The 25,730-nt window shown below is 67.5% G+C and carries 28 protein-coding genes; 15 read left to right on the top strand and 13 right to left on the bottom strand.

All coding sequences use genetic code 11. From position 1 onward, the window contains the following. From AB4879_RS01890 to AB4879_RS01870, 5 genes are all read left to right on the top strand, one after another. A complete protein-coding gene (locus AB4879_RS01890; protein ID WP_370506182.1) occupies window positions 1–1,260 on the top strand; it encodes an amidohydrolase family protein in 1,260 nt (419 codons plus the stop codon). Beyond that, a complete protein-coding gene (locus AB4879_RS01885) occupies window positions 1,241–1,675 on the top strand; it encodes a nuclear transport factor 2 family protein (RefSeq protein WP_102809628.1) in 435 nt (144 codons plus the stop codon). The genes AB4879_RS01890 and AB4879_RS01885 overlap by 20 nt, the downstream gene beginning before the upstream one ends. A gap of 5 nt (window positions 1,676–1,680) precedes the next feature. Then, complete coding sequence (locus tag AB4879_RS01880; protein WP_370506181.1) at window positions 1,681–2,796, top strand: acyl-CoA dehydrogenase family protein; 1,116 nt, start codon at window positions 1,681–1,683, stop codon at window positions 2,794–2,796. A 24-nt stretch (window positions 2,797–2,820) separates the two neighbouring features. Further along, window positions 2,821–3,600 (top strand): acyl-CoA dehydrogenase family protein, encoded by a 780-nt coding sequence (locus AB4879_RS01875; RefSeq protein ID WP_370506213.1) that lies wholly within the window; start codon window positions 2,821–2,823, stop codon window positions 3,598–3,600. Window positions 3,601–3,759: 159 nt separating this feature from the next. Then, entirely contained in the window at window positions 3,760–4,416 is a 657-nt protein-coding gene (locus AB4879_RS01870) for a TetR/AcrR family transcriptional regulator (RefSeq protein WP_036344069.1), read from the top strand. A 6-nt stretch (window positions 4,417–4,422) separates the two neighbouring features. Here the strand turns inward: AB4879_RS01870 and meaB are convergent, their stop codons facing one another. Further along, window positions 4,423–5,307: a methylmalonyl Co-A mutase-associated GTPase MeaB gene (meaB, locus tag AB4879_RS01865; RefSeq protein WP_370506180.1), complete on the bottom strand. Its 885-nt coding sequence runs from the start codon at window positions 5,305–5,307 to the stop codon at window positions 4,423–4,425. Between the two features lie 100 nt (window positions 5,308–5,407). Between meaB and AB4879_RS01860 the strand changes: the two genes are divergently transcribed. Continuing rightward, window positions 5,408–6,172 carry an SDR family NAD(P)-dependent oxidoreductase gene (locus AB4879_RS01860; RefSeq protein WP_370506179.1) on the top strand — a complete coding sequence of 255 codons (765 nt, stop codon included), beginning with the start codon at window positions 5,408–5,410 and terminating at the stop codon, window positions 6,170–6,172. A gap of 26 nt (window positions 6,173–6,198) precedes the next feature. Here the strand turns inward: AB4879_RS01860 and AB4879_RS01855 are convergent, their stop codons facing one another. Genes AB4879_RS01855 through AB4879_RS01840 form a run of 4 tightly spaced genes read right to left on the bottom strand, consistent with a single transcriptional unit; the run spans window position 6,199 to window position 10,320 of the window. After that, window positions 6,199–6,963: an enoyl-CoA hydratase/isomerase family protein gene (locus AB4879_RS01855; RefSeq protein ID WP_102809632.1), complete on the bottom strand. Its 765-nt coding sequence runs from the start codon at window positions 6,961–6,963 to the stop codon at window positions 6,199–6,201. Between the two features lie 4 nt (window positions 6,964–6,967). Continuing rightward, a complete protein-coding gene (locus AB4879_RS01850) occupies window positions 6,968–8,056 on the bottom strand; it encodes an acyl-CoA dehydrogenase family protein (RefSeq protein WP_370506178.1) in 1,089 nt (362 codons plus the stop codon). Next, complete coding sequence (locus AB4879_RS01845) at window positions 8,043–8,948, bottom strand: acyl-CoA dehydrogenase family protein (RefSeq protein WP_370506177.1); 906 nt, start codon at window positions 8,946–8,948, stop codon at window positions 8,043–8,045. Before AB4879_RS01845 ends, AB4879_RS01850 begins: the two co-directional genes overlap by 14 nt. Next, window positions 8,926–10,320 carry a class I adenylate-forming enzyme family protein gene (locus AB4879_RS01840; RefSeq protein ID WP_370506176.1) on the bottom strand — a complete coding sequence of 465 codons (1,395 nt, stop codon included), beginning with the start codon at window positions 10,318–10,320 and terminating at the stop codon, window positions 8,926–8,928. The genes AB4879_RS01845 and AB4879_RS01840 overlap by 23 nt, the downstream gene beginning before the upstream one ends. Before the next feature lie 130 nt (window positions 10,321–10,450). Here AB4879_RS01840 and AB4879_RS01835 point away from each other — a divergent pair, with 130 nt between their 5' ends. Continuing rightward, on the top strand, window positions 10,451–10,723 hold the full coding sequence (locus AB4879_RS01835) for a 2Fe-2S iron-sulfur cluster binding domain-containing protein (protein ID WP_081845173.1): 273 nt from the start codon (window positions 10,451–10,453) through the stop codon (window positions 10,721–10,723). On the opposite strand, the gene AB4879_RS01830 is transcribed toward AB4879_RS01835, so the two are convergent. From AB4879_RS01830 to AB4879_RS01810, 5 genes are all read right to left on the bottom strand, one after another. Continuing rightward, window positions 10,711–11,754 (bottom strand): CaiB/BaiF CoA transferase family protein, encoded by a 1,044-nt coding sequence (locus AB4879_RS01830; RefSeq protein WP_370506175.1) that lies wholly within the window; start codon window positions 11,752–11,754, stop codon window positions 10,711–10,713. The two genes, AB4879_RS01835 and AB4879_RS01830, sit on opposite strands and share 13 nt — an antisense overlap. Continuing rightward, window positions 11,751–12,707, bottom strand: coding sequence for an LLM class F420-dependent oxidoreductase (locus tag AB4879_RS01825; RefSeq protein ID WP_102809636.1), 957 nt, complete (start codon window positions 12,705–12,707; stop codon window positions 11,751–11,753). Before AB4879_RS01825 ends, AB4879_RS01830 begins: the two co-directional genes overlap by 4 nt. Next, on the bottom strand, window positions 12,707–13,108 hold the full coding sequence (locus AB4879_RS01820; RefSeq protein ID WP_370506174.1) for a cobalamin B12-binding domain-containing protein: 402 nt from the start codon (window positions 13,106–13,108) through the stop codon (window positions 12,707–12,709). The genes AB4879_RS01825 and AB4879_RS01820 overlap by 1 nt, the downstream gene beginning before the upstream one ends. Beyond that, complete coding sequence (locus AB4879_RS01815; protein ID WP_370506173.1) at window positions 13,108–14,685, bottom strand: methylmalonyl-CoA mutase family protein; 1,578 nt, start codon at window positions 14,683–14,685, stop codon at window positions 13,108–13,110. The genes AB4879_RS01820 and AB4879_RS01815 overlap by 1 nt, the downstream gene beginning before the upstream one ends. A 96-nt stretch (window positions 14,686–14,781) precedes the next feature. Further along, complete coding sequence (locus tag AB4879_RS01810) at window positions 14,782–15,540, bottom strand: IclR family transcriptional regulator (RefSeq protein ID WP_102809639.1); 759 nt, start codon at window positions 15,538–15,540, stop codon at window positions 14,782–14,784. Between the two features lie 163 nt (window positions 15,541–15,703). On the opposite strand from AB4879_RS01810, the gene AB4879_RS01805 reads away from it, so the two are divergent. Further along, the gene (locus tag AB4879_RS01805) at window positions 15,704–17,626 is read left to right on the top strand and encodes an acetoacetate--CoA ligase (RefSeq protein ID WP_370506172.1); all 1,923 of its coding nucleotides are present in this window, start codon (window positions 15,704–15,706) and stop codon (window positions 17,624–17,626) included. Here the strand turns inward: AB4879_RS01805 and AB4879_RS01800 are convergent. After that, complete coding sequence (locus tag AB4879_RS01800) at window positions 17,623–17,916, bottom strand: DUF1330 domain-containing protein (protein WP_199190049.1); 294 nt, start codon at window positions 17,914–17,916, stop codon at window positions 17,623–17,625. The two genes, AB4879_RS01805 and AB4879_RS01800, sit on opposite strands and share 4 nt — an antisense overlap. Window positions 17,917–17,990: 74 nt before the next feature. Here AB4879_RS01800 and AB4879_RS01795 point away from each other — a divergent pair, with 74 nt between their 5' ends. From AB4879_RS01795 to AB4879_RS01785, 3 genes are all read left to right on the top strand, one after another. Next, a complete protein-coding gene (locus AB4879_RS01795) occupies window positions 17,991–19,475 on the top strand; it encodes an aldehyde dehydrogenase family protein (RefSeq protein WP_370506171.1) in 1,485 nt (494 codons plus the stop codon). Window positions 19,476–19,538: 63 nt separating this feature from the next. Next, window positions 19,539–19,799, top strand: a complete 261-nt coding sequence (locus AB4879_RS01790; RefSeq protein ID WP_083122032.1) for a hypothetical protein — start codon at window positions 19,539–19,541, stop codon at window positions 19,797–19,799. A 1-nt stretch (window position 19,800) separates the two neighbouring features. Further along, window positions 19,801–20,583, top strand: coding sequence for an SDR family oxidoreductase (locus AB4879_RS01785; protein ID WP_370506170.1), 783 nt, complete (start codon window positions 19,801–19,803; stop codon window positions 20,581–20,583). Here the strand turns inward: AB4879_RS01785 and AB4879_RS01780 are convergent. After that, complete coding sequence (locus tag AB4879_RS01780) at window positions 20,580–20,843, bottom strand: hypothetical protein (RefSeq protein WP_370506169.1); 264 nt, start codon at window positions 20,841–20,843, stop codon at window positions 20,580–20,582. The two genes, AB4879_RS01785 and AB4879_RS01780, sit on opposite strands and share 4 nt — an antisense overlap. 78 nt (window positions 20,844–20,921) lie before the next feature. On the opposite strand from AB4879_RS01780, the gene AB4879_RS01775 reads away from it, so the two are divergent. Continuing rightward, window positions 20,922–21,440, top strand: a complete 519-nt coding sequence (locus tag AB4879_RS01775) for a hypothetical protein (protein ID WP_370506168.1) — start codon at window positions 20,922–20,924, stop codon at window positions 21,438–21,440. A 243-nt stretch (window positions 21,441–21,683) separates the two neighbouring features. Continuing rightward, window positions 21,684–23,102 carry a hypothetical protein gene (locus AB4879_RS01770; RefSeq protein WP_370506212.1) on the top strand — a complete coding sequence of 473 codons (1,419 nt, stop codon included), beginning with the start codon at window positions 21,684–21,686 and terminating at the stop codon, window positions 23,100–23,102. Window positions 23,103–23,176: 74 nt separating this feature from the next. On the opposite strand, the gene AB4879_RS01765 is transcribed toward AB4879_RS01770, so the two are convergent. Further along, the gene (locus tag AB4879_RS01765; protein ID WP_102809646.1) at window positions 23,177–23,743 is read right to left on the bottom strand and encodes a hypothetical protein; all 567 of its coding nucleotides are present in this window, start codon (window positions 23,741–23,743) and stop codon (window positions 23,177–23,179) included. A gap of 386 nt (window positions 23,744–24,129) precedes the next feature. On the opposite strand from AB4879_RS01765, the gene AB4879_RS01760 reads away from it, so the two are divergent. Next, window positions 24,130–24,828, top strand: coding sequence for an MspA family porin (locus tag AB4879_RS01760; protein ID WP_199190050.1), 699 nt, complete (start codon window positions 24,130–24,132; stop codon window positions 24,826–24,828). Window positions 24,829–25,038: 210 nt separating this feature from the next. After that, complete coding sequence (locus AB4879_RS01755; protein ID WP_102809648.1) at window positions 25,039–25,725, top strand: MspA family porin; 687 nt, start codon at window positions 25,039–25,041, stop codon at window positions 25,723–25,725. Window positions 25,726–25,730: the final 5 nt, after the last annotated feature.

The following is a 25,730-nucleotide window of genomic DNA, read 5'->3' as shown; positions in this document are numbered from 1 at the left end:
TTGTCTGCTCTTCGCGCAAACGGCCCATCGCCGCGCGCAACGACCCTGAAGGCGGCGGGGTACGTCGACGTGGACGCGGGCGAGATCGTCCGCCCCGCCATCGTGAAAGTCGACGGCGACCGAATCGTCTCGGTGGGGGGCGACGTTGACGAGAGCTCCGATGTCATCGATTTGGGCGACGCCATCCTCCTTCCGGGGTTGATGGACATGGAGGTCAATCTCCTGATGGGCGGCCGGGGCGAAAACCCCGGCCTCTCCCAGGTCCAGGATGATCCGCCGACCCGGGTGTTGCGCGCGGTCGGCAATGCCCGCCGCACGCTGCGCGCGGGTTTCACCACGGTGCGCAACCTCGGGCTGTTCGTGAAGACCGGCGGCTACCTGCTGGACGTCGCGCTGGGTAAGGCGATCGACGCGGGCTGGATCGACGGTCCGCGGATCGTGCCTGCCGGGCATGCCATCACGCCGACCGGCGGACATCTGGACCCGACGATGTTCGCCGCCTTCATGCCGGGCGCTCTCGAGCTGACCGTCGAGGAGGGCATCGCCAACGGTGTCGACGAGATCCGCAAGGCGGTGCGCTATCAGATCAAGCACGGCGCGCAGCTGATCAAGGTGTGCGTCTCCGGCGGCGTGATGTCGCTGACCGGTGAAGCAGGCGCGCAACACTATTCGGACGAGGAGCTCCGGGCGATCGTCGACGAGGCGCACCGGCGCGGCCTGCGGGTAGCGGCCCACACCCACGGCGCCGAGGCGGTCAAGCATGCGGTGGCGTGCGGCATCGACTGCATCGAGCACGGCTTCCTGATGGACGACGAGGCCATCCAGATGCTGGTCGACAACGATCGCTTCCTGGTGACCACCCGTCGGCTCGCCCAGGCGATGGACGTATCGCATGCGCCGAAGGTGTTGCAGGACAAGGCGGCCGAGATGTTTCCGAAGGCGGAGACATCGATCAAGGCCGCTTACGAGGCCGGGGTGAAGATCGCGGTCGGCACCGATGCGCCCGCGATTCCGCACGGCAAGAACGCCGACGAGCTCGTCACCCTGGTGGAGTGGGGCATGCCGCCGGCCGCCGTGCTGCGGGCGGCCACCGTCGTCGGCGCCGACCTCATCAATGTCACCGATCGGGGCCGGATCGCCGAAGGGCTGCTCGCCGACATCATCGCCGTGCCCGGCGATCCGTTGTCCGACATCACCGTCACCCAGCACGTCAGCTTCGTCATGAAAGGCGGGAAAGTCTATGTCAACACCGCGGACTGACGACATCGTCGAGATCCAGCAGCTGCTCGCCCGCTACGCGGTGACCATCACCCAGCTGGACGTCGAGAATCTGGTCAAGGTCTTCACCGAGGACGGCACCTACAGCGCCTTCGGCGAAACCTATTCGCTGAGCCGGTTTCCCGAGCTGGTCGATGCGGCACCCAAAGGGCTGTTCATGACCGGCGAGTCACTGGTCGAATTCGACGAGAACGACCGGGACAAGGCCACCGGCACCCAACCGCTGTGCTTCATCGAGCATTCGGCGCACGACATGCGCATCGGCTACTACCGCGACACCTATCTGCGGACCGAGAAGGGCTGGCGGCTGAACACCCGCGCGATGACGTTCATCCGGCGCACCGGTGTGCACGATTCGGGCCGTCCGCACGCGATCGGCCGGCCGGCCGGCGGATGACCACGGTGGCCGAATCCGGCACGACCGCCGACGAATTCCGCAACGACCTGCGAGCCTGGCTCGACGAGAACGACCTGAGCCCGGGCCCGGATCATTCGCTGCCCGCCCATATCGAGCAGATGAGCCGGGTACGACGGGTCCTCTATGACGCCGGGTGGATGCGCTACGGCTGGCCCGAAGAGGTGGGCGGCCTCGGCGGCTCGGTGATCATGCGGATGATCGTCGCCGAGGAGGTGCTCGGTCGCAACATCGCCGAGCCGGGTCCGTACTCGATGATGGAAGTCCTTGTGCCGACCATGATCTCGTATGCGCGACCAGAGCTGGCCGCCGAGATGGTGCCGCGCTACCTGCGCGGGGAGGAGCACTGGTGCCAGGGTTTCTCCGAGCCCGGCTCGGGCAGTGATCTGGCGTCGCTGAGCACCAGGGCCACCCGGCGCGGCGACGAGTGGGTGATCAACGGCCAGAAGGTGTGGACCAGCTTCGCGCAGTTCTCCAAACGCTGCGTGCTGCTGACCCGCACCGGCACGCCGGAAACGCCCAAACACGAGGGCATCACCGCGTTCTTCATCGACATGGACTCCCCCGGCATCACGGTGCGACCGCTGCACACCATGCACGGCGTCGACGAATTCTGCGAGGTGTACTTCGACGACGTGGTGGTGCCGGCCGATCGCATGCTCGGCGATCCCGGGGATGGGTGGCGGCTGGCCAACGACCTGTTGCCATTCGAGCGGTCGACGTGTTTCTGGCAGCGAATCTCCTACCTGTTCACCCGGTTGGACCGGCTGATCGCTGACGAGACCGACGCGGGTGACGCCGAACTCGGGGCGGCCTACCTCGCGCTGCACACCGTGCGCTGCAGGTCGGCGGCGACCCAGCATCGCTTCGCCGAGGGGGCAAAGCTGGGACCGGAAACCTCGGTCGACAAGGTGCTGCTGGCCAGCGCCGAACAGCGTCTGTACGACACCGCACGGGATGTGCTGCCGGGGGTGCTCGAACTCGACCAGACGCCCTGGCGCTCAGAGTTCCTGTACTCGCGCTCGGCCACCATCTACGGCGGCACCGCGGAGATCCAGCGCAACATCATCGCCCGCCGGCTTCTCGACCTCGGGAAGGAGTGAGACGTGGACGACGGCGAACTGGGAATGCTGGCCAACACGCTCGAGAAGTCGATGAGCGCCGCGGCCGCGGACGGATCCCCCAATGTCGAAGACGTTCTGCGCGACCTCGGCTGGCTGGAGATGCTCGACGAGATCCCAGCCGAGGCAACATCCTTGGTGTTCCGGCTGTTGGGTGAGACCGGCACGCATGCCGGCGTGCTCAACGACGTGGTGCTCGCATCGGCCGGGCGGTCGCCGGGCGGGACGATCGCACTGCCGTACACCGGTGGCCGCTGGGTGATCTGGGAGCGCACCGACAGTCCCGGTTCGGCGATGGATCCCGAACTTCCGGTCAGCACCGTCGATGCCGGCTCGGAGGTGCCGTTGGCCAGGGGCCGACTGGCGTTGGGTTGGTGGCTGACCGGTTCGGCGCGGGCGATGCTGAGGCTGGCGCGCCAGCATGCCGTCGACCGGGTTCAGTTCGGCCGTCCGATCGGGTCGTTCCAGGCTGTGCGCCACCGGCTCGCCGAGACGCTGGTCGCCGTCGAGGGTGCCGAAGCGGCCCTGCTGGTGGCCCAGGACGACGGCACCGACCTGGCCTGCCTGCTGGGTAAGGCCGCTGCCGGTCAGGCCGCTGTGACCGCAGCTAAGCACTGTCAGCAGGTTCTCGGCGGCATCGGGTTCACCGACGAGCACGACCTGCACCGGCACGTGAAGCGCACCTTCGTGCTGGACGGGCTGCTCGGCTCGGCACGTGATCTGACCAGGGAAGCCGGGTCGGCGATCAGGTCGCTGGGGCACGCTCCGCGGCTGGGAAATCTGTGACGTACGCCATGGCGGCGAATGCGCTGGTCACCCGTTAGACTGACCGGAACAAAAATTTTGGTCAGTATTGAATTGAGAACATAATTCTCGCCGCTGAGAGTAGTACTCTCTTACCGTGAGCAACATCGGAACCCGCATCCGCACGTCTCGAGCCCGGCAGTGAACAGCCCGAGCGAAGAGCCTGCCTGGAAGCAGCGCGCCGTCGAGCGGTCGATCCGGACCGCCAAGGTGCGCGCCGGGCAGCGCGTGCAGCGGTTCCTGGATGCCGCGCAGGCCATCATCACCGAAAAGGGCAGCACCGACTTCACCGTGCAGGAAGTCGTCGACCGGTCCCGCCAGTCGCTACGCAGCTTCTATCTGCAGTTCGACGGTAAGCACGAGCTGCTGCTCGCCCTGTTCGAGGATGCGCTGAGCCGGGCCGCCGATCAGATCCGGGCCGCGACGTCGGCTCAGAGCGATCCGCTGGACCGTCTCAAGGTGGCCGTCACCCTGCTGTTCGAACTGTCCCGGCCGGATCCGACCGCCCGCCGGCCGTTGTTCACCGACTTCGCCCCCCAGCTGCTGATCTCACATCCCAACGAGGTCAAGGTTGCTCACGCACCGCTGGTGGCGCTGTTCGCCGAGTTGATGGACGAGGCGTCGGCGGCCGGTGAGCTCAGGGAAGACGCCAACCCTCGCCGCATGGCGGCGATGACGATGCAGACCATCATGTTCATCGCTCAGTCCAGCGGGGTCGAGGACGACGAAAACGTCCACACGCCGATCAGCGGTGACGAAGTGTGGACCTTCTGCTCCCAGGGATTCGCCCGCAAGTAGGCCGGTTCACGACTCGACCGCAGGCGAAACCGGTTGAGCGATCAAGGCTTCCGCCGCGCTGTACGGATCACGGGTGCCATCGGCGACAGCTTGTGCCAGTGCGTCGAGATCCGGATGCCGATGCAGCCGGCTCTGCGCCAGTGACAACACCTGTGCGCGGGCCCGCGCGGCGCGGCGCTCCGCGGTGTCGGCCCGCCGGTGGGCCTCGATCGCCTCGACGAGCTCCGCCACCCCCTCGGCCCGGGCGGCGACCAGCGTCAGCACCGGGACGTGCGTCTCGAATTTGAGGTCGCGCACCGTCTGGGCGGCGCCGTCCCGGTCGGCCTTGTTCACCACCACCAGATCGGCGACCTCGAGCAGGCCCGCCTTGGCAGCCTGGACCGCGTCGCCGGCACCCGGATTGAGGATCACGATCGTCGGGTCGGCGACGGCGGCGATCTCGATCTCGGATTGTCCGACCCCGACGCTCTCCAGCAGGACGACGTCGAAACCGAGCGCACCGAGCAGTCGGATCGCGGCGGGCACCGCGGCGGCCAGGCCGCCGAGATGGCCGCGGGTGGCCACCGACCGGATCAGCACGTCGGCATCGTTGATGTGCTGCGCCATCCTGATCCGATCCCCCAACAGCGCGCCCCCGCTATAGGGCGACGACGGATCCACGGCCAGCACCGCAACCCGTTGTCCGCGTTCGCGATACGCCGCGACAAGAACGGCGATGGTGGTCGACTTGCCCGCACCGGGCGGGCCCGTCACCCCCACCACCGGAACCACGGCCCGGCCGATCTCGGCGAGCACCTCGTCACGGCGATCACTCTCGACCAGGCTCAGCAGCCGCCCGACCGCACGCATGTTCCCGCCGCGGGCCGCGGTGATCAGCTCGGCGACATCCATAACGGGCAACGCTACGTCCCTACGTGATTGACCAATTCCGGTCGGCATGAGAATACTATTCTCTCAACTAGAGAGTGTCAGTTGCAAGAAGGGTAACGCTATGCAGATCAGTGGAAGTTCCGCCGTCGTCTTCGGTGGCGCGGGTGGCCTCGGCGAGGCGACCGTGCGCACGCTGCACGCGGCCGGCGTCAGGGTCGTGATCGCCGACCTGGCCGACGACAAGGGCAAGGAACTCGCCGCCGAGCTCGCCGTCCCCTACGTCCGCACCGACGTCACCAACGACGAGGATGTACTGGCTGCCATCGCGGCCGCCGAAGAGCTGGGGCCGCTGCGCATCTCGGTGGACACCCACGGCGGCCCGGCCGGCGGTGGCCGGCTGGTCGGCAAGGACGGCGCACCGATGGAGATGGAGGCGTTCACCAAGACCATCACGTTCTACCTGACCGCGGTGTTCAACGTGATGCGTCATGTCGCGGCCGCGATGGCGCGCCAGGAGCCCGACGAGAACGGGGCCCGCGGCGTGATCATCAACACCGCGTCGATCGCCGCGTACGAAGGCCAGATCGGCCAGCTGCCCTACTCGGCCGCCAAGGGTGGCGTGGTGGCGATGACTCTGGTTGCGGCACGCGACCTTTCGCCGTTGGGCATCCGGGTGATGGCGATCGCGCCCGGGACCATCAACACCCCTGCCTACGGAAAGGCCGCCGAGCAGCTCGAGGCGTACTGGGGCCCGCAGGTGCCGTTCCCGAAGCGGATGGGACGCTCGGTCGAGTACGGCCAGCTGGCGCTGTCGATCGCCGAGAACGACTACCTCAACGGCGAGACCATTCGCCTGGACGGTGCGCTGCGCTTCCCGCCGAAGTAGCGCGCGCCTCTTTCGCGAGCGGTGGTCTACTTCTTGGCGACCAAGCCGTCGACGATCCTGTTGAAATCGGCGGTACCGAACGACACGTACTCGGCGAGGTTGGCGTAGTCCAGCGAGGCCATCACCGACTTCTCCAGCTGGATGTTCATCAGCCGCTTGGTGGCCTCGACGGCCTGCTGCGGAAGTTCGATGATCTTCTTCGCGCAGGCGATCGCCTCGGAGACCGGATCGGCGACAACATGATTCGCCAGCCCGAGCTCCACCGCGCGCTGCGCCTTGATCCGCACGCCGGTCAGGGCGAACTCCTTGGCCTGCAGCAAGCTGATCTGCGATCCCCACACCAGCGGCCCGCCGTCGGCGGCGACCAGCCCGATCGACACGTGCGGGTCGGCGAAGAACGCGTTCTCGGCGATGTACACCACGTCCGACAGTGCGGCCAGGCTGCAGCCCAGCCCGACCGCCGGGCCGTTGACGGCCGCGATCACCGGAATGCGGCACCGCACCATGCCGATCACCAGATCGCGACCGTGCTTGATCGTCTTCTGCCGCAACGCTTCGTCGCTGCGCAGCTCGTCGAGGTAGGTGAAGTCGCCGCCGGCCGAGAAAGCCCGGCCCGCACCGGTGATCACCGCCGCCCGCGCGGAGGCATCCTCGTTGAGTGCCTCCCAGATCTTGGCCAGCCCGACATGGAGATTGTCGTTGACGGCGTTGAGCTCGTCGGGACGATTCAGCGTGATGATCCGCAGCGGACCGTCGGCGGTGACGTCGATTTCGTCGGGCATGTCGTACATGTCGTTAAACTCCCAGTCCAAGAATTCGTCCGGCGATGATGTTCTTCTGAATTTGCGACGTCCCGCCCATCACGCTCTGGGCACGGCTGTAGAGGTAGGCACCGAACAACTCCTCGTCGTCGGTGCCGACGGTGGCCAGCGCGGCGTGCCCGACCGACTGCTCGGTCCAGGTCATCAACAGTTTGTCCAGCGACCCGTCCGGTCCATGCGTGATGCCGTCGAGTTGCTCGGACAGGCGCCGACGCACGTGCAGGCGCAACATCTCGGTCTGCACCCACGCCCACGACAGTTCGTCGGGTGCTGGTCCCTCGACGCGGGAGGCCATCTGGCGCACCAGCTTCCCGTAGCGCGCCGAGAAGCCCAATGTCGACGGCTCGCGCTCATGGCTGACCACCGTCATCGCGAGCTTCCAGCCGTCGCCGGGCGCGCCGACCATGTTCGCGGCCGGCACCCTCGCCCCGTCGAACTCGACCTGACCGAATTCCTTGGTGACACCACTGATCATCTTCAGCGGCCGCTGGACGATCCCAGGCTGGTGCATCGTGACGATGAACGCCGAGATGCCCTTGTGTTTGGGCACCTCTTTGTCGGTGCGCGCCAAGACCAGGCACCAGTCGGCGCAGTCGGAGTAACTGGTCCAGATCTTGTGACCGTCGATGACGTACTCGTCACCGTCGCGGGTGGCGGTCGTGGTCAGCGAGGCCAGGTCCGATCCGGCCCCGGGCTCCGAAAAGCCTTGGCACCAGCGCTCTGTGCCGTTGATCATCCCGGGCAGGAAGCGCTGCCGCAGTTCTTCGCTGCCGTGATGGCTCAGGCCGACCACCAGATAGCCCAGGCTCGGACGCGCGGGCGCCCCGGCCTTGGCGATCTCCTCGTCGACGATCACGTCGAACACGGGTGGCAAGCCCTGGCCGCCGTACTCTTTCGGCCAGGATGTGCCGAAGAACCCGGCGGCGTACAGCGCCTGGTGCCACTCCCCTGCCTTGGCCCAGTAGGCGTCTCCCGACGTCGGGAACCTGCCCTTCTGTTCTGTCAGCCAGCCGCGCAGCCGCTCCCGGAACGCGGCCTCATCGGGAGAATCACGAAAGTCCAATGGTCAACTCCTCCAACTTGACTGGCCAGGCCTCGGTGGCGGCCAGCACCCGGCGCAGATAGACATGGGCGAGGCACTCCCAGGTATTGCCGATGCCGCCGTGCACCTGGATCGACATCTCACACACCGCCAGTGCGGCTCGCGCGCAGTAGATCTTGGCGACCCGGCCGGCTTCGACAGCCTGCTCGACGGGCAGCTCGTCGACAGCCCAGGCGGCGTGACGCAGCACGCTGACCGATCCCTCGATGAGGGCCAGGCCCTCGGCCAGCATGTGGGCGACGGCCTGGTACGAACCGATGGCCGAGCCGTACTGCTCGCGCACCTTGGCGTATTCGGTTGCCAGCGTGAGGGTGCCGCGTGCCGCGCCGACCAGGTCGGCCGTCGTCACCGCCAGCGCGAGGGCGTACCAGCGCTGCGTCTGCTCGGCGGTCAGCTCCCCCACGGTGTCCGCTGAGCCGGAGACGGCTGCGGTGATGCGGGTCAGATCCGCGGCGTCACGGGCCGCGCCGACACCGACCGATTCGACGGTCGTTCCGGCGAGTCGTAGCGCAGCGGAGGAACCGTCGGCGTCGATGACGGTGTCACCGACCGCGATGGTCGCCGGCACCGGGTCGGCCGCCAGCAGGCAGTACAGATCGTCGGCGAGCACCGGACCGAGGAACGGCACGTCGACCAGACCACGCGCGAATTCCTCTGCCACCAAGGCCACTTCGACGCCGCTGGCGCCGTCGGAACGAAGCGACCGCCAGCCGGTCGCGTCGACGGTCTTGGCCAGCCGCGCCCGGCGCGACTGGTCGTCCAGGTCCGCGACGGAGCCCGGTCCGAAGTCGTCGGCCAGCCGGGCGGCGGCATCGCGCAGCTGCTGCTGCTCACTGGTCAGGCGTGCATCCATACTGCTCCTTGAGAACTCGCCGCAACGCCTTGCCCGATGGCAGGCGCGGGATTTCGGGCACGAAAACGATGTCGCGGGGACGTTTGTAGGACGCCAGCTTCTCGGCGATCAGCCCGTCCAGCTCCTCGGCGCCGACCGGCTCGGCGACGGCGACCGCAGCGATCACGGCCTCACCGTCCACCTCGTCGGGCACACCGAACACCGCGCAGTCGGCCACCGCGGGATGGCCGTGCAGCACCGACTCGACCTCGGCGGGAGCGACTTGGAAGCCCCGCACCTTGACCATTTCCTTGAGCCGATCGGTGATTCGCAGCCAGCCGTCGTCCAGGTAGCCGAGGTCCCCGGTGCGATACCAGCCGTCGTCGAATGCCGCGGCGGTGGCGTCGGCGGGCAGGTAGCCGGCCATCGCCGAATCCGAGCGCACCTGGATCTCGCCGACCGTGCCCGGCTCGACCGGTTCGCCGGTCTCCGTCGACACGATGCGCACCGGCGGGATCGGTCGCCCGACGGTGTCGAGTCGGGCCGCGTCGCGCGGGCAACAGGCGATCACCGGTACCTCGCTGGTGCCGTACGCCGAGATCCACCCGATCCCGGTCCGTTCGGTCACGGCCTCGGCGACGCTGGTGGTGACCGGGGTGGCGCACCACATGATGTAGCGCAGCGACGACAGGTCGAACGTGTCGAGCTTCGGATGGGATGCGATTGCCAATGCGATTGGCGCGACGGCCATTTCGACGGTGATGCGGTCGTCCTGGATGCACTGCAGCATGGTGTCGATGTCGAATCGGCGATGCAGGCGCATCCACGCGCCCGCGTCGAGCACGGTGGCGATGTTGAGCAGGCCGAGGATGTGCGACGGCGGTGTGACGATCTGCATGCGATCGACGGCCGTGAGGCCCAGGGCGTGGCGCCAGTGCCGGATGCTCGCGGCCAGCGAACCATGAGTGTGCCGAACCGCTTTGGGCATACCCGTGGTCCCCGAGCTGAACACCAGCACGGCATCGGAGTCAGCCGCGTACTCCACGGGGGTGGGCTCCGCCGGGCTGATCGGATCGTCGAGGCTGAGCATCGGCATCAGGTCGGCCAGCAGCGGGCTGTCCCCGACGGCATGGTCGGCGCGGGACACCTCGAGCGCATGGCCGATGTCGGCTGCTTTCCAGGCCGGGCTGATCAGGACCGCGGACGCACCGAGGCGCCAGATGGCGTGCACGGCGAAGATGAACTCGGGCCGGTTGGACGACATCAGCGCGACCCGCTGACCGGCCCGCACGCCACGGCTCGCGAGAGTGCGGGCCAATCCGGCGGACAGCGCATCGACCTGAGATCGTGTGTAGATGCGGTCCTCGAAGGCAAGCACTCGCACGTCGCTCACGGCGCGGTCCGCTCGCACATGGTCAGTGACAATCCCATCAACAGGTCAACAAACGAGAACATACTATCGTCAGTAGAGAACTGTATTCTCATCTGGGTAGAATGATACTGCGCAAACGCTGAGGAGAGAAGTGAGCACGGCGACGATCACGCTGGACGGTAAGACGGTGACCATGCCGGTCAACGAGGGCGAGACGGTGCTGGAAACCGCCCGCCGCGCCGGACTGACCCCGCCCTACAGCTGCGAAGCCGGCAACTGCGGAACCTGCATCGCCACGCTCACCGATGGACAGGTCAAGATGCGGGTGAACGAGGTGCTCGACGACAGCGAGATCGACGACGGCCTGATCCTGACCTGCCAGGGCGTGCCCGAGTCCGATGTGACCGTGACCTACGACGACTGAAACTCGTCGAGCACCGGGGGCGGCAGATAGTCGGGCTCATAGCCCACCACCCGCACCGGACTGCCGACCAGGCGGTAATCCCCGGCGGTGACGATGACCTCCGGGGTCGCCTCGAGGGCGTCGGGTAGCGATCGCACCGCGGCAGCCGGGATCCCCAACGGACGCAACCGCTCTTCCCAGCCCACCGCGGTGTCGGCGGCCAGCGCTGCGGTCACGATCGCCAGCACCTCGTCGCGGCGCGCCGATCGTTCGGCCATCGTCGGGAAGCCGTCGATACCGGCCTCGGCGGCGAAGATCTTCCAGAAGCCGTCGTGCGTGACGAACAGCGCCAGATATCCGTCCGCGGTCGGAAACAGCTGCGCGGGAACGTAAAACGAGTGCGCACCGAACGGATGTCTGCGCGGATGTACACCGTCATTGAGATAGGCCGCGGCCCGGTAGTTCAGCTGCGAGAACATCACGTCGCGCAGCGAGACATCCACCTGCCCACCCTGCCCGGAGACGATCATCGCCAGAAGTCCCAGCGCCGCGGTCAACCCGGTGGAGTTGTCGGCCGACGAGTAGCCCGGCAGCGTCGGCGGCGCATCCGGGTCACCGGTCATCGCGGCCACCCCGGTGGCCGCCTGGATCACGTAGTCGAAGGCGGGGTCGTCGCCGCCGTCCAGGCCGTAGCCGGTCAGCGCGACACACACAATCTTCTCGTTGTGCGTTCGCAGCGCCTCATAGGTGAGCCCGAAGCGCCGGATCACCGACGGCTTCATATTGACCAGCAGCGCATCGGATTCCGCGACCAGCTCACCGAGGCGCTGCTGCCCGGCGTCGGAGGCCAGGTCCAGGCATATGCTGCGCTTGTTGCGGTTCAGGCTGGCGAAATAGCTGTCCCCGACCTGTCGGGAGATCTCGCCGCCGGGCGGCTCGATCTTGATGACCTGCGCACCGAGATCGGCGAGCAGCATGGTGGCGTACGGGCCGGCCAGCATGGTGCCGACCTCGAGGATGCGAACGCCCGACAGTGGGGCCGCGGAGCTCATCGAACCTCGGCGCCGAGCTGCGCAATCACCTCGCGCGTCCGGTATTTCGATGCCACCAGCTCGTCACGGGTCTCCCCGATCGGCAACAGCCGCACCGACAGGTCGGTGACCCCGGCGTCGGCGAAGGCGCGGAACCGGGCCAGGATGGCCTCTTCGTCGCCGGCCGCGCACAGGTCGCCGACGTCGCGCGCGTCGCCGCGGTCGAGCAGCTTCTGATAGTTGGGCGACGTCTCGGCCTCGGCAAGGATCCGGTTGGCCCGGTCCTTGGCTGCCTCGATCTCCGAGTTGGCGCACAAGCACACCGGGATTCCGGCGACGATGCGCGGGGCCGGCCGGCCGGCGTTGTCGGCGGCCTTGTTGATCCGCGGCGCGATGTGGTCGCCGATCGCGCGCTCGTCGGCCATCCACAGCACGGTGCCGTCGGTGAGCTCACCCGCGATCTGCAGCATCACCGGTCCCAGCGCGGCGAGCAATACCGGAAGCGGTGAATCTGCCTGCAGCACAGTCGGATTGTGCACGGTGAAGGAGTCGTTCTCGACGTCCACGTCGCCGGGGCCGGCCAGCGCCGCGTTGAGCACCTCGAGGTAGTCGCGGGTGTAGGACGCCGGTTTCTCGTAGGGCAGCCCCAGCATGTCGCGGATGATCCAGTGGTGCGACGGTCCCACGCCCAACGCCAGCCGGTTGCCGCTGCCGGCATGGACCGACAGCGCCTGGCGGGCCAGCGCGATCGGGTGTTGCGCCTGCAGCGGGACCACCGCGGTGCCCAGCTCGATGCGCGAAGTGCGTGCACCCATCTGCGCGACCATCGTCAGCGCGTCATAGTCGTTGGGCACCTGCGGCATCCACGCGGTGTCGAAGCCGGCGCCCTCAGCCCATTCGATGTCCTCGAGGAGTTTCTTCACCTTGCGGGCCATATCGCCCCGCTCGGCACCGATCATCACGCCAAGACGCATTAGTCGGCCACCTGTTCTGAAGTCAGCGCGCGGACGTCGGTCACCAGGGTGTCCAGCGATGTCCCGGTCGGGAACACCGCCGCGGCTCCGACTTCCAGTAGCTTGGACACGTCACTTTGCGGGATCGTGCCGCCGACGATCACCGCGATGTCGCCGGCGTCGGCGTCGCGCAGCGCGTCGACCGTCCGCTTGGTCAGGGCCAGGTGCGCACCCGACAGGATCGAAAGCCCCACCACCGCAACATCTTCCTGCAGCGCGATCGACACGATGTCCTCGATGCGCTGGCGGATACCGGTGTAGATGACCTCGAAGCCGGCGTCACGCAGTGCGCGGGCCACGATCTTGGCCCCGCGGTCGTGGCCGTCCAGACCTGGCTTGGCGACCAGGATGCGAGCGCTCACTAGAAGACCACCGGCTGCTGGAATTCGCCCCACACCGACTTCAGCGTGGAGACCATCTCGCCCACGGTGCAGTACGCGTTGGCGCAGTCGATCAGCTTGTGCATCAAATTGTCATCACCTTCCGCCGCTCTGGAAAGGGCTGCCAACGCTTCTTTCACGGCGAGCTCACTGCGTTCGGCCTTCACCTTCGCCAGGCGCCGCAGTTGCTTGTCGCGGCCCGCGGCGTCGAGTTCGTACGTGGCCAGGTCCGGGGCAGGCTCGTCGACGACGAATTTGTTCACCCCGACCACCGGGCGGACGCCCGATTCCACGTCCTGATGGATCTTGTAGGCCTCGTCGGCGATCAGCCCCTGCAGGTAGCCGTCCTCGATGGATTGCACCATGCCACCGTGCTTTTCGAGGTCGGACATGATCTCGATGATGCGTTCCTCGGTGGCATCGGTGAGCGCCTCGACGAAGTAGGAGCCACCGAGCGGGTCGGCCACCCGGGCCACCCCGGTCTCGTAGGCCAGGATCTGCTGGGTGCGCAGTGCCAGCGTCGCGGACTCCTCGCTGGGCAGCGCGAACGGCTCGTCCCAGGCGGCGGTGAACATCGACTGGACGCCGCCGAGCACCGAGGCCAACGCCTCGTAGGCCACCCGGACCAGGTTGTTCTGCGCCTGCGGCGCGTACAGCGACGCACCGCCGGACACACAGCCGAACCGGAACATCGCGGCCTTGTCGGTCTTGGCTCCCCACCGCTCCCGGACGATCGTCGCCCAACGACGGCGTCCCGCACGGTATTTGGCGATCTCCTCGAAGAAGTCGCCGTGGGTGTAGAAGAAGAAGGAGATCTGCGGCGCGAACTGGTCGATGGTCATTCGGCCGCGCTCGACGACGGTGTCACAGTAGGTCATGCCGTCGGCGAGGGTGAACGCCATCTCCTGCACGGCGTTGGCGCCGGCGTCGCGGAAGTGCGCTCCGGCGACCGAGATCGCGTTGAACCGGGGCACCTCGGCCGCACAGAACTCGATGGTGTCGGCGATCAGGCGCAGCGACGGCTCCGGCGGCCAGATCCAGGTGCCTCGGGAGGCGTACTCCTTGAGAATGTCGTTCTGGATGGTGCCGGTGAGCTTCTCGCGCGGCACCCCCGTCTTCTCCGCGGCGGCGACATAAAACGCCAACAGGATCGCCGCCGTCCCGTTGATCGTGAAGCTGGTGCTGATCTTGTCCAGCGGGATGCCGTCGAACAGGATCTCGGCATCGGCGAGGGTGTCGACCGCGACGCCGACCCGGCCCACCTCTTCCCCGTACTCCGGATCGTCGGAGTCGTAGCCACATTGGGTCGGCAGGTCCAGGGCGACCGACAATCCGGTACCGCCCTGCTCGAGCAGGTAGCGATAGCGCTCGTTCGACTCCTCCGCGGTGCCGAAGCCGGAATACTGGCGGAAGGTCCACAACCGTCCGCGGTATCCGCTGGAGAAGTTGCCCCGGGTAAACGGAAACGCGCCCGGCGCGGGAGGATCGCCACTGCGGTCGGCCGGTCCGTACACCGGGTTCAGTGGGATCCCCGACGACGTGTGGGATAGGTGGTCCATCGGTGGATACCGTACTTGCAGTTTATGAGAATGCCAATACCGCTTTGGGCAAGTCGTGTGCAGAATCCGCCGAAAGCGCTGGTGAGGCTTCCAGCTCTACGAGCTGAGCCGTCCGGAGAGCACGTGCGCCTGCTCGAGCAGCAGCGTTCCGAGTTCCTGGCGCCGGTCGGCTTTGAAGCGGGTTTCCACCCCGGTGAGGCTCAGCGCCCACGCCGGCCGGCCGTTCTGGTCGAACACCGCCGCCGCGATCCCCCAGCTGCCCTCCACGATCAACGCCGGGTTGACCGCGTATCCCGTGAGACGGGTCGCCTCGATCCTCGCCCGGATCGACTCCTCGGTGTGCTCGTCACCCCAGTCGGCCGCAGGCAGCGCCCGCGAGAAGTAGTCGTCGACCTCGTCGGCGGGCAGATGGCTCAGGATCGCCAGCCCGGCCGAGGCCACCCCGAGGGGAAACCTGATGCCCTCGCGCAGGACGTGGGACCGCAGCGGGAAACTGCCCTCGACGCTCAGCAGGCAGACCGTCTCGTCGCCGCGCCGGGCCGAGAAGAAGGCGCTCTCGCCGGTCTCGGCGGCCAGGCGGGCGACCACCTCGCGGGCCTTGTCGGTGACGTCGTAACGGTTGGCGGCAACGGCGCCCAGCAGATACATCTCCGGGCCGAGCAGCCATCGCCCGGTCTTGCTGTCCCGGTCGATCAGCCCGACGTCGGCCAGCGAGGTGAGCAGCCGATGGGCGGTCGGGCGGGCAAGCGCGGCAGCCTTGCCCACCTCCGTCGTCGATGCGCCGGCGGGTTCCGCGGACCCGACCGCACCCAGCAACGCGGCGACACGTGCCACCACATTGGGTCTGTCGGTCACAGATCGGGATCCTAGCGTTCAATGAGTGAACACCTGATCGTCCGATTACCGCACTGCGAACACCTTCGAGAGGGTTTGCGTCGCAGGGTTGACTGCTCAGGGCGGTACTTGTTGAGTGAGCGCGACAGCGAGTGACGTTTACCCAGCGGACGCGAGGATCACAATGCCGGGCCCAGAACCCCAGTGGAAGCAGTTCGCCGCGACCACGGCGGCACGCCACGGCGCCCCCAGCGGCGGCTACGCCGACCTGTGGCAGTGGTCGGTCGACCATCCCGCTCGGTTCTGGCGCGCACTGTGGGAGCACTGTGACATACGCGCCGAGGTTGGTCCCGGGTCGGGTGACGAGGCGGTGCTCGCCGACGCCACGATGCCCGGCGCCGTCTGGTTTCCCGGCGTCCGGCTCAACTACGTCGACCAGATCCTTCGGCATGCCGGGCGCCCCGGTGCGGCGATCGTCGGCATCGACGAGGACGGCACCCGAACCGAGATCGGCTGGGCCGAGCTTGCCGGCCGGGTCGGCGCGGTGGCCGCCGAACTGCGCAGGCTCGGGGTACAAACCGGGGACTGCGTGGCGGGATACCTGCCCGACGTGGCCGAGGCGATGATCGCGTTCCTGGCGACCGCCACGCTCGGGGCGGTCTGGTCGGCATGCGGACAGGACTACGCACCCCAGGGTGCCGCATCACGACTGGCGCAACTGGAACCCAAGGTGTTGTTCAGCGCAGACGGCTACCGGCTCAACGGGCGCTGGTTCGACAAGCGCAGCGACACCGACGAATTACTGACCCTGCTGCCCGGCCGGCCGCATCTGGTGGTGCTCGACAGCGACGACTACCGCGCGCTCGTGGCCCACCCGGTCGACCCCGAGGTCACCGCCGTCCCGTTCGCCCACCCCCTGTGGGTGCTGTTCAGCTCCGGCACCACCGGCCGCCCGAAGGGCATCGTGCACGGTCACGGCGGTGTGGTGCTCGAACATCTGAAAGCGGCTGCGCTACATGGAGATCTGGGCCCCGGTGACGTCTTCTTCTGGCAGACCGCGTTGAGCTGGATGATGTGGAATTTCCGCATCGCCGGACTGCTGTGCGGCTCGACCGTGGTCTGCTACAGCGGACACCCCCTGTGTCCGGACGCCGACCGACTCTGGCAGCTGCTCGAAGACGAGAAGGTCACCTACTTCGGCACCAGCCCCGGCCATCTGCTGGCGTCGCGCAAGGCCGACCTGCATCCGGGCGCCCAACATGATCTGCGCCTCTTGACGACGATCGGCAGCACGGGCTCGCCGCTGCCGGCCGACCTGTTCGACTGGGTGCGTGAGCACGTCGGTGAGCACGTGGCGGTCTCCTCGATCAGCGGTGGCACCGACGTGGTGACCGCCTTCGCCGGCGGCACCGCCGGCCTGCCGGTGGTGCCGGGAGAGCTGACCACGCGTTACCTCGGGGTGGCTCTCTACAGCTGGTCACCGCAGCGAGAGCCGCTGGTCAACGAGGTGGGCGAGATGGTGATCACCGTGCCGATGCCGTCGATGCCGGTGGGATTCTGGAACGACGACGACGGGTCCCGTTACCGCGCAGCCTATTTCGATCACGAATGGGCAGACGGACCGGCGCCGCACGTGTGGCGGCATGGCGACTGGGTGACCGTCACCGAGAGCGGCGCACTGATCATCCACGGGCGCAGCGACGCCACCCTCAACCGGCATGGGATACGGATGGGCTCGGCCGACATCTACGAGGTCGTCGAGGCCATCGACGCGGTGACCGAGGGGTTCGTACTGGGCATCGACGGACCGGACGGCGCCTACTGGATGCCATTGTTCGTCACGCTGGCACCGGGGCGGGTGCTCGACGACGAACTGGTCGACACCATCCGTTCGGCGATCCGCACCAAACTCTCTCCGCGCCACGTACCCGACGACATCATTTCCGCGCCCGGGATCCCGCACACCCGCACCGGCAAGAAACTGGAGGTACCGGTGACCGCGATCATGGCCGGGCACACCGACGTGTCACTGGACCCGCGCTCGATCGACGACCCGGATCTGATCGACTGGTATCGCGAGAGGGGCGCCGAGCACGACTGGGGTTAGAACCCCGACAGGATCACCGCATTGGTGGTGGCGGCGGCGTGCCGAAGCTCCCGCGCGGCGCGGTAGGCATCCGAGTCGTACCAGGACTGCGCGGCTTCGACTGACTCGAATTCCAGCACAACGGTCTGGTGTCCGTGCCAATCACCTTCGAGCACTTGCGGTTTGGCGTCGACGGCGAGCACTTTGACCCCGCCCATCGCGGCGCCCGCGGCTTTTCCGTAGGCCTTCATCCCCTCCGGGTCGTGGATTTCCTCGGTCAAGATGACATATCCCTTAGAAGCCATAGCCACGGCGTTCCTCTCGTGTGAGAATCAGGTTCTCGTATTTCGGGTGACAGATTTCCACGGCACGAGGGGTAAATGCAATGACCAATGTCGACGCTGACACGGGTGTGCTGGCCGGCGAGCAGCGAATGCTCATCGACGGGGAGCTTCGGCTCACCGACTCCGGGGCCTTGTTCGACGTCGAGCATCCCGCCTCCGAGGAGGTGGTGGGCCAGGCCACCGACGGGACGGTCACCGACATCGAGCGGGCGACCGCCGCCGCACGCCGGGCGTTCGACGAGGGCGACTGGTCCCGCGATCTGGACTTCCGCTACCACTGCCTCACTCAGCTGCACGAGGCGCTGACCGACGAACAGGAACGGTTGCGGCGCATCGTGATCACCGAGGTCGGCTGTCCGGTCTCGGTCAGCGGCTCCCAGATCGAGAGCCCGATCGCCGAGGTGAAGCACTGGGCCGACCACGGCCGCAACTTCGACTATCTGGTCGACACCGGCATCCACGAGACCCAACTCGGCCCGGCGCGGCGCAAGATCCAGTACGACGCGGTCGGCGTCGTCGGCGCGATCACCCCGTGGAACGTGCCGTTCTACCTGAACATCGCCGAGACCGTCCCGGCGCTGATGGCCGGCAACACCGTGGTCCTCAAACCCGCGCAGCTGACGCCGTGGTCAGGCACCGAGCTCGGCCGCATCATCGCCGAGAAGACCGACATCCCCGCCGGGGTGTTCAATGTCGTCACCTCCAACGCCAACGAGGTGGGCGCGGCCCTGTCGGCCGATCCGCGGGTGGACATGATCACCTTCACCGGGTCCACCGCCACCGGGCGGGCGATCCTGGCCGCCGGCGCCTCGACGGTCAAGAAGACCCTGCTGGAACTCGGCGGCAAGTCGACTCACATCGTCTGCGACGACGCGGACTTCACCGCCTGCCTGCCGATGGCGGCGATGTTCGCCTGCGTGATGTCCGGTCAGAGCTGCATCCTGAGCAGCCGAGTCCTGTTGCCGCGCAGCCGCTATGACGAAGGTCTCGAGATCCTCAAGGCCATGATGGAGCAGTTCCCGGTCGGTGACCCGTGGACGCCGGGCATCATGCAGGGCCCACAGATCAGCGCCATGCAGCGGCAGAAGACGCTGCGCCTGATCCGGTCCGGGATCGCCGACGGCGCCAGGCTGATCACCGGTGGCGGGATCCCGGAGAATCTGCCGACCGGCTACTACGTGCAGCCGACGTTGCTCGCCGACGTCGATCCGACGTCGGAGATCGCGCAGACCGAGATCTTCGGGCCGGTGATCACCGTGACCCCCTACGACAGCGATGACGAGGCCGTCGAGATCTCCAACAACACCATCTACGGACTGTCCGGCGACGTCACCAGCGGCGACGACGACCGCGCGTTGAACATCGCACTGCGGCTGCGCACCGGCAGCGTCACCACCAACGGTCACTCGTTCTTCGGGATCACCAGCCCGTTCGGCGGCACCAAACAGAGCGGTCTCGGGCACCGCAACGGCGATGAGGGTTACCGGGAGTACCTGAACTCCAAGACGATCGGCGTGCGGCCCTGACCGCACGGGCCGACTCGCCGCCGATGTCGTCTACATTCGACAAGAACGGCTCTGGAGGCGCTCATGATCAAACTCGAACTGCCCTACGTCACCGTGACGGTCGACGATCGGTTCCGCAATCGTCTGGCCCTGGTCGGTGACCGGCTGCGCGTCACACTGACGGCGTATCTGCGCAACGCCGCCGACGACGTGGGAGGGCTGGGCCGCAAGGCCACCGCGGCCTGCCAGACCGCAGCCGTGCGGGTCGACACCGCGATGGCCGCAGCCAACGACCGCATCGCCTCGGAACCCGAGGTACACATCCCACACCTGAAAGTCGTATGACATGAGCGCACCCGGCGTCTTCATCACCGGAGCCGCCGCGGGTATCGGGCGGGCGACCGCACTGACCTTCGCCCGAAACGGCTACCGGGTGGGCGCATACGACATCGACCTCGACGGGCTCGCCGGGCTGCGCGAGGAGATCGTCGCGCTCGGAGGTGACGTCAAGATCGGCGAGCTCGACGTCACGAACGCCGATCAATGGTCGGCTCGACTGCGTGAATTCACCGGCAGCACAGGAAAACTCGATGTCCTGGTGAACAATGCCGGAGTTCTGACCACAGGCCCGTTCGCCGACGTCCCGCTCGGTGTTCACCGGCAGATGGTGGACATCAACTTCACCGGTGCGCTGACCGGGTTGCATGCCGCATTCCCCTACCTGCGCGACACCCCGGGCGCCCAGGTGGTCAATATGTGTTCGGCCTCCGCGCTGTACGGCCAGCCCGAACTCGCCACCTACTCGGCAACCAAGTTCGCGCTGCGTGCGTTGACCGAAGCGCTGGAACTCGAATGGCGCCGGTACGGAATCCGGGTGCTGGCGATGTGGCCGCTGTTCGTCAAAACCGCGATGACCGACGGCGTCGAGACCGGCAGCACCAAATCGCTGGGCGTCAACCTGAAGCCCGACGACGTCGCCGCCGCGGTCTACTCGGCCACGCACCGCCGCGGGCGACTGGCCAAAGTGCACTATCCGGTGGGCCGCCAGACCACCGTGCTGGCCGCACTGTCGCAGGTGTCGCCGAACTGGATGCAGCGGCTGATGACCAAGACGTTGACCCGCAGTTAGCCGATTGCGGTATACGGCTTCTTCGGCGGCTGCTGATTCTGCCGAAACGATTGGCACAAACCAAGATTGCTCGCCACACACGGCACGCCGTTGATGGTGGGCGCACTGCCCTCGAGATAGCACTGGCCGGTGTACTCGTTATTGACGTGCCCGGCCGGGCAGCCCTGCGCCACCGCTGCAGGCACCCCGGCCACCACACCGGCCACCACACCGGCGCCGGCCACCAGGCACCCGAGCCGTCGCCCCCAGCGCATCGTCATCGCCATACCCCCTACGCCTTTCCGCAGCCAGAGTACGCGTTTACGGCTCTGCCACGGCACGTGATTAGGATCGTTGGCATGCCGGAGCCGACCGACGATATTGACGCCACGACGTCAACATCGCACCGTCCCACCCGCCAATCCCGATCCTCGGCCGGCTGGCTCGCGCCCGTCGCGTTGGTGATCGCAGTGATCGCGGTGGCACTCGCCGGTTGGGCGTTGTTCCGGCCGACTCCGTCGAATCCGGCGCCGGCCACCGCACCGCAGACCGGTGACCCGAAGACCAACGCCTGCGACGCTTACCGCACGGTCAGCGCAGCGGTGTCATTGCAGACCCACGCCGACCCGGGCGCCGAAGTTCAGGGCGTGGCCGCCAACGCACGGCTGGCCATGGCGGGCGGCGCGACATACCTTCTCGCCCACCTGAGCCCGGCCACCCCGGGCGATCTGGCCGATGCGATTCGCGGCTTCGCGACCGGGTTGCAGGATATTTCGATGAACGCGTTAGCCGGTGTGCCCAACACCGACCCGAAGCAGGCCGAGCGGCTGAGCAACGCGGAGAAGACGAACAGCAAGATCGCCGAACTCTGCAAGTAGCCATTACGACGGCTTTTACAGGTTGAGTTCAGCTGGCGTTTGCACGAAGTTCGGCGGCGCGCCAAGTGGGGTCCAGTCCGAGGTAAGGGTTGTCTCCTTGGATTCCTTTGTCAGGGACCACTCGGCGCATTTGCCGGACTGAACGTCTTCTTCGAAGGGAATTCGACCTTGTCCAAACACCGCAAGAAATCGCTCCGGGTGGCTGCGCCAGCCTTCGTCACCACGGGCGTCGCCGGTGCGGCGATGGTGGGTGCGGCCGTCTTGTTCGCCACCACCGATGCCACCACAACGGTGGCGTCGCCGGCGTACAAACTGACGTCAAGCGAGTCGGACCTACTGCTGTTCGGTAACAGCCTTGCCGGCAACAACTCCAAGGCGTCCACCCCGACGGCCGCCGCCTCGGCGAACGCTGCCAACAACCTGGTCGGCCAGTTCATCGGCAACGGCACCGCCGAGCACCCGAACGGTGGCCTGCTCATCGGTAACGGCTACAGCTACAGCGCCGCCGACACGCAGTGCGCCAGCGCCTCCTGCAATGGCGGCCGCGGCGGCCTGCTGATGGGCAACGGTGGCAATGGATACAACGGCGGCAACGGCGGTAGCGCCGGGCTGTACGGCAACGGCGGCAACGGCGGCGACGCCACCAGCGCCAGCATCAACGGCGGCGCGGGCGGCAACGGTGGTAACGGCGGCCTGATCGCCGGAAGCTCCTCCAGCGGCGCGCTGTTCGGCGGCGGCGGCGGCAACGGCGGCAAGGGCATCGCCGGCGGTGCGGGCGGCAACGGCGGCAACGCCGGCCCGTTCGCCGGTAGCGGCGGCACCGGCGGCGCAGGCGGCGCCAGCACGACCGCCGGGGTGGCCGGCGGCAAGGGTGGCAACGGCGGCAACGCCGCGAGCATGCCCGTCCTCGGCAGCGGCTCCGCGGGTGCGGGCGGCGCGGGTGGCGCGGGCTACGGCGGCGGCGCGGCCGGAACCGACGGCGGCGCAGGCGGTAACGGTGGCAAGGGTGGCTTCTACGGCTCCGCGGCCGGCGGCGCCGGCGGCGCAGGCGGCGCAGGCGGTGCGGGCACCGCGACCGGTGGTAACGGCGGCACCGGCGGCACCGGCGGTGCCGGCGGCCTCGGGTCGGGCAGCGGTGGCGCCGGCGGCACCGGCGGTGCGGGCGGCGCAGGCGGAACCGGCGCTGCCGGTAACGGCGGCACCGGTGGCAGCGGTGGCGCAGGTGGCGTGGCCGGCAATGGTGGCGCGGGTGCGACCGGCGGCGACGGCGGCACCAGCACGACGGGGGCGGGCGGCACCGGCGGCACCGGCGGCAAGGGCGGCATGGCCGGCAACAACGGTGGCGCAGGCGGTGCCGGCGGTAAGGGCGGCGGCGGCGCCACCGGCGGCAAGGGCGCCAACGGCGGCCTCGGCGGCTTCGGCGGCTTCAGTGGTGGCTCCGGCGGTGCCGGCGGCAACGGCGGTAACGGCGCGACCACGGGTACCGGCGGCGCCGGCGGCACCGGGGCCACCGGCGGTGGCAGCGTGATCACCGGCGGAAAGGGTGGCAACGGCGGCAACGGCGGCAAGGGCGGCGCCACCTCCGGCGCAAGTGGCCACCTCGGCTCCGGCGGCCTCGGCCCGACCGGCGGCAAGGGTGGCAGCGGCGGCGCAGGCGGATAACCCGTCACGATCAAGAAATCGGCCCCCTCCGAGAGGAGGGGGCCGATTTCGACTCAGCGCGTTTGATTTTCGGGTCAGGCGCGCGCGCCATTCATCGCACACGCCATCTGCACATTGTTGGCGTCGGTGTTCATGTCATTTGCGGTCGAGTTCAGCGAGTCACCGCCACCACGAATCCCCATGATTATCAACAGCTTTGTGGCCCGCAACGACCATGACCGCATGGGGGCGGCGATGTCATTGGGCAGACCGGGCGCCGACGCTGCCGACATGGCGGCAGCGGCGGACTCACGTAATGCGGTACGGCCGTAGACATTTGCATTGGCAACGTTCGGATCGTTGTAGTTCACGCTGTTCCCGCCGCCCGCCGAGTCGTAGGCAAAGTCCTCGTAGTACGACGACGCATGGTCCAGCGCCATCCCGAACTGCTTGCAGGCGTCGGGTACCGCACTGGACGGAGCCGCATCCGGCGGTGCGTCCAGAGGCGGAGCGGCGACGACCGCCGCGACGACGCCCGGCCCCGGTGCCGGCTGGTCGGTCTGCGGATCCGGGTCGGCAAGCGCGGCAGGTGCATTCAACAACGCCGAGGCCGACACCAGCACTGTGGCAGTCAGAATGCGGCCGTATTGCGGTGATCTCATTGCTTCCTCCTGGATCGTGGGCTCCCCCGAAACGTCCGGCTGGAAGTCCCAAACCAGCCCAACCCGGAATCCGTTGCGTCAGAGTTCCGTAGGGTCAGGACGACAGCGATGATCGACGTAATACCTGTCGGGATGGTTAACAGGTGACCAACAGCCGGGGCCGCTGAAGGATCCATCGGGTGTCTGCATCACCGGCGACACACCGAGTTGGAACCACCTCGAGACCGGATCGCACCTCTTCGGCGATCGGCGGCCCGAAATGACGCTCGGTAGACGGTAATCGGGCGGGAATTGTTGGGGCGGCGTTAACCGGCCAGTCACCCGCCAACTCAATGATTCCTCCGAACGACACAGTGGTTATCAACTACGAGAGGCGCCAACACGACATGTTGAAACGCTTTGCCGCATTGGCTGGAGTCTGCCTGCTGGCTCCCATCGGGGCGGCGCCGCTGGCGCTGGCCGACCCGCCGGCCGATCCCAACGTGGCACCTGTTGCCAACGCAGCCCCCGCGCCCGGCGGGCCCGCGGGACCGATGCCCTCCGCCGCGCCCGGGGTTCTCAAGACGCCCGACGGCTGGGTGCTCAACGTGTCGGGCAAGGACGAGTCCATGGAACCGGTTTCCTCCCTGACCAATTCGCCGTGGTCCCGGGAGTACCTGGTCGACGGCACCTTCACCGGATCGGTGACCGGCGGCGGCAGCACCAAGCTTTCGGGCGGCACCCTGGAGGCCGGCTACCAGATCGGCTGCGGCATCATCCAGGACGACATCGAGTCGATCGCCACCGGCGGCATCACCCCGGGCGTCGGCATTCCGATCGTGAACGGCTCGCTGTTGCCCGTCACCCTCGGCCTGTCGGCGGCCTACCAGATGAAGATCGACCTCAAGCCCGGCGTCGTGAACATCGTTCCGGTGGGCAAGAAGTCGTTCAAGGGCACCGCGCCGCGAATCTCCATCACCGGGTTCCGTATCAAGATCGACGGTTGCGCAGGGCAGTCCTTCATCCGCTCGTACGCCACGCTGACCAGCTCGACCGACAACACCGACGACGTTGTCACCTACCTCGGCGTCACGAAAGCCGTTTAACAACTTCACATTGTCGTTCTCGCACTCGGCTGCCCGTCACGACGCGGTGGTGGGCAGCCGAAATGCAGCACCAGGCACCACCCGCGAGAACGCCCAGTAGATGTATCCGGGGCGCTGAGTGTTGACGCCTCGTTCACCGACTGGACACCCCACAAATCCATGATTTCCCAAAGAAATTCACCAGTGACAGACGGAAGGCGCCGACAGGTTATGTTGCATCGCTTTGCCACCGCGGCTGCAGTTTGCATGCTGATCCCGATGGGAGCGACCCCGCTCGCGTTGGCCGACCCGGCCGATCCGGCGGCGCCGCCCGTCGCTGACGCAGGTGCTCCTCCCCCACCACCGGACAACGGTGCCGTCGCCTCCGAGGTTCCCGGCATCGCCAAGACGCCCGACGGCCGCACGCTCACGGTGGTCGCCAAAGACGAGACGCAGCTGCCGGTGGCACCGCTGACGACGTCGCTGTCCTCGCGCGACTGGATCGTCGGTGGCACGTTCACCGGCACCACCACCGGGTCGGTGTCGGGCGGCACACTCGAGGCCGGCTACCAGGTCGGCTGCGGCGTCGAGATGGACAAGGTCAAACTGATCGGCTCGGTCGGCGCCAGCCTGGGCAACGCCAGCCTCGGCACCGGCGGTCTCTCGCTGCCCGGCTCCATCAGCTTCCCCGTCCAGGGACAGATCGAGGTCGATCCCCGCCCGGGCACCATCACCAACGTCGTCGTCGACAAGAAGTCCTTCAAGGGCACCTCAGCCCGAGTGACGCTGAAGGACATTCACATCAAGATCGACAACTGCGTCGGCGCATCGTCACTCCGCTCGTACGCGGTGCTGACCAGCTCGGGCACCGATGCCGACGACATCGTCGCCTACTACGGCGTCACCAAAGTCTTCTGACAGCG

It is taken from the genome of Mycobacterium sp. SA01 (assembly GCF_041287105.1).
Taxonomy (GTDB): domain Bacteria; phylum Actinomycetota; class Actinomycetes; order Mycobacteriales; family Mycobacteriaceae; genus Mycobacterium.
The sequence above is the reverse complement of the archived record's forward strand: the minus strand, read 5'-3'. Positions and strand labels throughout refer to the sequence as shown.

Excerpts from the sequence above, each read along its gene's own strand:
- AB4879_RS01885 (WP_102809628.1), top strand. The coding sequence starts at position 1,241 with ATGTCAACACCGCGGACTGACGACATCGTCGAGATCCAGCAGCTGCTC.
- AB4879_RS01875 (WP_370506213.1), top strand. The coding sequence starts at position 2,821 with ATGCTGGCCAACACGCTCGAGAAGTCGATGAGCGCCGCGGCCGCGGAC.
- meaB (WP_370506180.1), bottom strand. The coding sequence starts at position 5,307 with ATGGATGTCGCCGAGCTGATCACCGCGGCCCGCGGCGGGAACATGCGT.
- AB4879_RS01860 (WP_370506179.1), top strand. The coding sequence starts at position 5,408 with ATGCAGATCAGTGGAAGTTCCGCCGTCGTCTTCGGTGGCGCGGGTGGC.
- AB4879_RS01855 (WP_102809632.1), bottom strand. The coding sequence starts at position 6,963 with ATGTACGACATGCCCGACGAAATCGACGTCACCGCCGACGGTCCGCTG.
- AB4879_RS01845 (WP_370506177.1), bottom strand. The coding sequence starts at position 8,948 with ATGGATGCACGCCTGACCAGTGAGCAGCAGCAGCTGCGCGATGCCGCC.
- AB4879_RS01830 (WP_370506175.1), bottom strand. The coding sequence starts at position 11,754 with ATGAGCTCCGCGGCCCCACTGTCGGGCGTTCGCATCCTCGAGGTCGGC.
- AB4879_RS01825 (WP_102809636.1), bottom strand. The coding sequence starts at position 12,707 with ATGCGTCTTGGCGTGATGATCGGTGCCGAGCGGGGCGATATGGCCCGC.
- AB4879_RS01815 (WP_370506173.1), bottom strand. The coding sequence starts at position 14,685 with ATGGACCACCTATCCCACACGTCGTCGGGGATCCCACTGAACCCGGTG.
- AB4879_RS01805 (WP_370506172.1), top strand. The coding sequence starts at position 15,704 with ATGCCGGGCCCAGAACCCCAGTGGAAGCAGTTCGCCGCGACCACGGCG.
- AB4879_RS01795 (WP_370506171.1), top strand. The coding sequence starts at position 17,991 with ATGACCAATGTCGACGCTGACACGGGTGTGCTGGCCGGCGAGCAGCGA.
- AB4879_RS01790 (WP_083122032.1), top strand. The coding sequence starts at position 19,539 with ATGATCAAACTCGAACTGCCCTACGTCACCGTGACGGTCGACGATCGG.
- AB4879_RS01785 (WP_370506170.1), top strand. The coding sequence starts at position 19,801 with ATGAGCGCACCCGGCGTCTTCATCACCGGAGCCGCCGCGGGTATCGGG.
- AB4879_RS01780 (WP_370506169.1), bottom strand. The coding sequence starts at position 20,843 with ATGACGATGCGCTGGGGGCGACGGCTCGGGTGCCTGGTGGCCGGCGCC.
- AB4879_RS01775 (WP_370506168.1), top strand. The coding sequence starts at position 20,922 with ATGCCGGAGCCGACCGACGATATTGACGCCACGACGTCAACATCGCAC.
- AB4879_RS01770 (WP_370506212.1), top strand. The coding sequence starts at position 21,684 with ATGGTGGGTGCGGCCGTCTTGTTCGCCACCACCGATGCCACCACAACG.
- AB4879_RS01765 (WP_102809646.1), bottom strand. The coding sequence starts at position 23,743 with ATGAGATCACCGCAATACGGCCGCATTCTGACTGCCACAGTGCTGGTG.
- AB4879_RS01760 (WP_199190050.1), top strand. The coding sequence starts at position 24,130 with ATGTTGAAACGCTTTGCCGCATTGGCTGGAGTCTGCCTGCTGGCTCCC.
- AB4879_RS01755 (WP_102809648.1), top strand. The coding sequence starts at position 25,039 with ATGTTGCATCGCTTTGCCACCGCGGCTGCAGTTTGCATGCTGATCCCG.